The 2,363-nt window shown below is 74.8% G+C and carries 3 protein-coding genes; 2 read left to right on the top strand and 1 reads right to left on the bottom strand.

Going from position 1 to position 2,363, the window contains the following annotated elements:
- Positions 1-197 precede the first annotated feature (197 nt).
- Positions 198-1,604 (top strand): APC family permease, encoded by a 1,407-nt coding sequence (locus ICW40_RS19390; protein ID WP_221655625.1) that lies wholly within the window; start codon positions 198-200, stop codon positions 1,602-1,604.
- Positions 1,605-1,659: 55 nt separating this feature from the next.
- Positions 1,660-1,812, top strand: a complete 153-nt coding sequence (locus ICW40_RS19385; RefSeq protein WP_221655624.1) for a hypothetical protein — start codon at positions 1,660-1,662, stop codon at positions 1,810-1,812.
- A gap of 89 nt (positions 1,813-1,901) precedes the next feature.
- On the opposite strand, the gene ICW40_RS19380 is transcribed toward ICW40_RS19385, so the two are convergent.
- Positions 1,902-2,363 (bottom strand): class F sortase (locus ICW40_RS19380; RefSeq protein ID WP_221655623.1); only part of this gene is annotated, 462 nt, incomplete at its 5' end.

The following is a 2,363-nucleotide window of genomic DNA, read 5'->3' as shown; positions in this document are numbered from 1 at the left end:
GCCCGGGAGCGCGCCGAGCACGACGCGTCGCGTCGCGCGACCCGCCGGCCCGGGTCCCGCTGGTGGCGCAGGTCCGGCTGAGCCGAGGCCGCGACGGGACCGCCCCAAGGGCGGGCCGCGACGGCGCGCGCGGGACACCCGACGGGACGACACTTCGATCATCGGTCCCACCGGGGCCCCTGAGGGGGAGGTCTCGCATGGTCGTCAGCGCCGCCACGCAGGAGGAGGCCCCGCTCGCCCGGACGATCGGGCGCAAGGTCCTGCTGCTCTTCGTCGTCGGCGACATCCTGGGCGCCGGCATCTACGCGCTCACCGGCACGGTCGCGGGCCAGGTCGGCGGGGCCGTGTGGGTCCCGTTCCTCGTCGCCTTCAGCCTGGCGACGCTCACGGCGGCGTCGTACGTCGAGCTCGTCGGCAAGTACCCGCAGGCCGCCGGGGCGGCGCTCTACGCGCACCGCGCCTTCCGCCGGCCGTTCGTCACGTTCCTGGTCGGGTTCGCCGTGATGATGTCCGGCATCACGTCGGCCTCCGCCGCGGCCCGGGCGTTCGGCGGGGACTACCTCGCCGAGTTCGTCAGCATCCCGACGGTCGTCGCCGCCTGGGCGTTCCTGCTGCTCGTGACCGCCATCAACCTCGTCGGCATCTCGGAGTCCGTGCGGGTGAACGTGACGCTCACGCTCATCGAGGTCACGGGTCTCCTCGTCATCGTCGCGATCGGGATCTGGTCCCTCGCGACGGGCGAGGGCGACCCGGCGCGGGCCATGCAGCTGGAGCCGCAGAGCGGCAGCGCGCTGCTCGCCGTCCTCGGCGGGACGGCGCTCGCGTTCTACGCGCTGCTCGGGTTCGAGGACTCCGTGAACCTCGCCGAGGAGTGCCAGGACCCGCGGCGCGACTTCCCCCGCGCGCTGTTCACGGGGCTCGCGATCACGGGCGTCATCTACCTCGCGGTGGCCTTCACCTCGTCGATGGTCGTGGAGACCGAGACCCTGGTGGAGTCGACCGGCCCGCTGCTCGAGGTCGTCAAGGCGGCCGGGCTGGCGTTCCCGCCGTGGCTCTTCGCGCTCATCGCGCTGCTCGCGGTGGCGAACACCGCCCTCATCAACATGATCATGGCGTCGCGCCTCGTGTACGGCATGGCGCGCGAGGGCATCGTGCCGCGCGTGCTGGGGCGCGTGCACCGCAGCCGGCAGACGCCGTGGGTGGCGATCGCGTTCACGCTCGCCGTGGCGCTCACCCTCGTGAGCACCGGCGACCTCGCGGGGCTCGCCGACACGACCGTGCTGCTCCTGCTGCTCGTGTTCGCCGTCGTGAACGTCAGCGTGCTCGTGCTGCGCCGCGACCGGAGCGACGACCAGCGCCCCGACCACTTCCGCGCGCCGACGTGGGCACCGGTCCTCGGGCTCGTCGTCAGCCTCGTGCTCGCGAGCCCGCTCACCGGGCGCGAGGCGGACGTCTACGTCCGGGCGGGCGTCCTGCTGGCGATCGGGGTCGTCCTGCACCTCGTCAACCGTGCGCTGGGTGGAACGCACGAGCCGGCGGAGGACGGCGCCCGCCCCGCCGACGACGGCGCGTCGCGCGGCCCGGCCGACACCCCGGCGCCGTGATCGACTTGCGCACGGTGTGACGTGCACCACGATGGGCGCGGGAGGTGAGGCATCCATGACGCTCGAAGAAGCAGACGCAGCCATCGACCGGCTGGTCCTCGACCTGGCGCGGGCCACCGGTCGCCCGGAGGCGATCGTCCGGCTCGGGTACGGCCTGACGCCCGTGACGCCCGACGCCCCGGGGGCCGATCCACGGCTCGCGGCCTGACGTCCAGGGGCGGGACCCGCTCGAAGGAGAGACGAGTTCGGTGAGGCCGGTGGCGCCGTCGTGGCCCACCGGCCTCGCCGCGTCGCGGCTCAGGCGACGGGGTCGCCCAGGAGCACGACGTTGTCGCTGTAGTGACCCGTCCGGCGGTCGAAGGTCCCGCCGCACGTGATGAGCACGAGGCGGTGCGGACCGGCGGCCGCGAAGAGCTCGGGCGGCAGGCCGTCGTCCTTGTCGACGACGACGCGGTCGGTCAGCCGGTAGGTCACGGTCCCGCCCGCACCGTCGCCGACGTCCACGAGCGACCCCAGCGGGGCCCGCAGCGCCGCGGACATCGCGCCGGGACCGGTGGCGGCGTCGACGTGCCCGGCGAGGACGAGCGACCCGTCCGCCGCACCGGGGAGGGCGCCGGCCATCCACCAGCCGACCACCGCCGCGTCCGCGGGCAGCTCGAGCGCGCCCCCGCGTCCCACGCCGACCGGAACGACGGCCGCGTCGACGCCGACGTCGGCCAGCCGGACGCGGTCGGGCGTCGCGGTCGCCGTGCCGGGCAC

The organism is Actinotalea ferrariae (genome assembly GCF_019733465.1).
GTDB classification, from domain to species: domain Bacteria; phylum Actinomycetota; class Actinomycetes; order Actinomycetales; family Cellulomonadaceae; genus Actinotalea; species Actinotalea ferrariae_A.
Note: the sequence above shows the minus strand (reverse complement) of the source record. Positions and strands in the feature narration are given on the sequence as shown.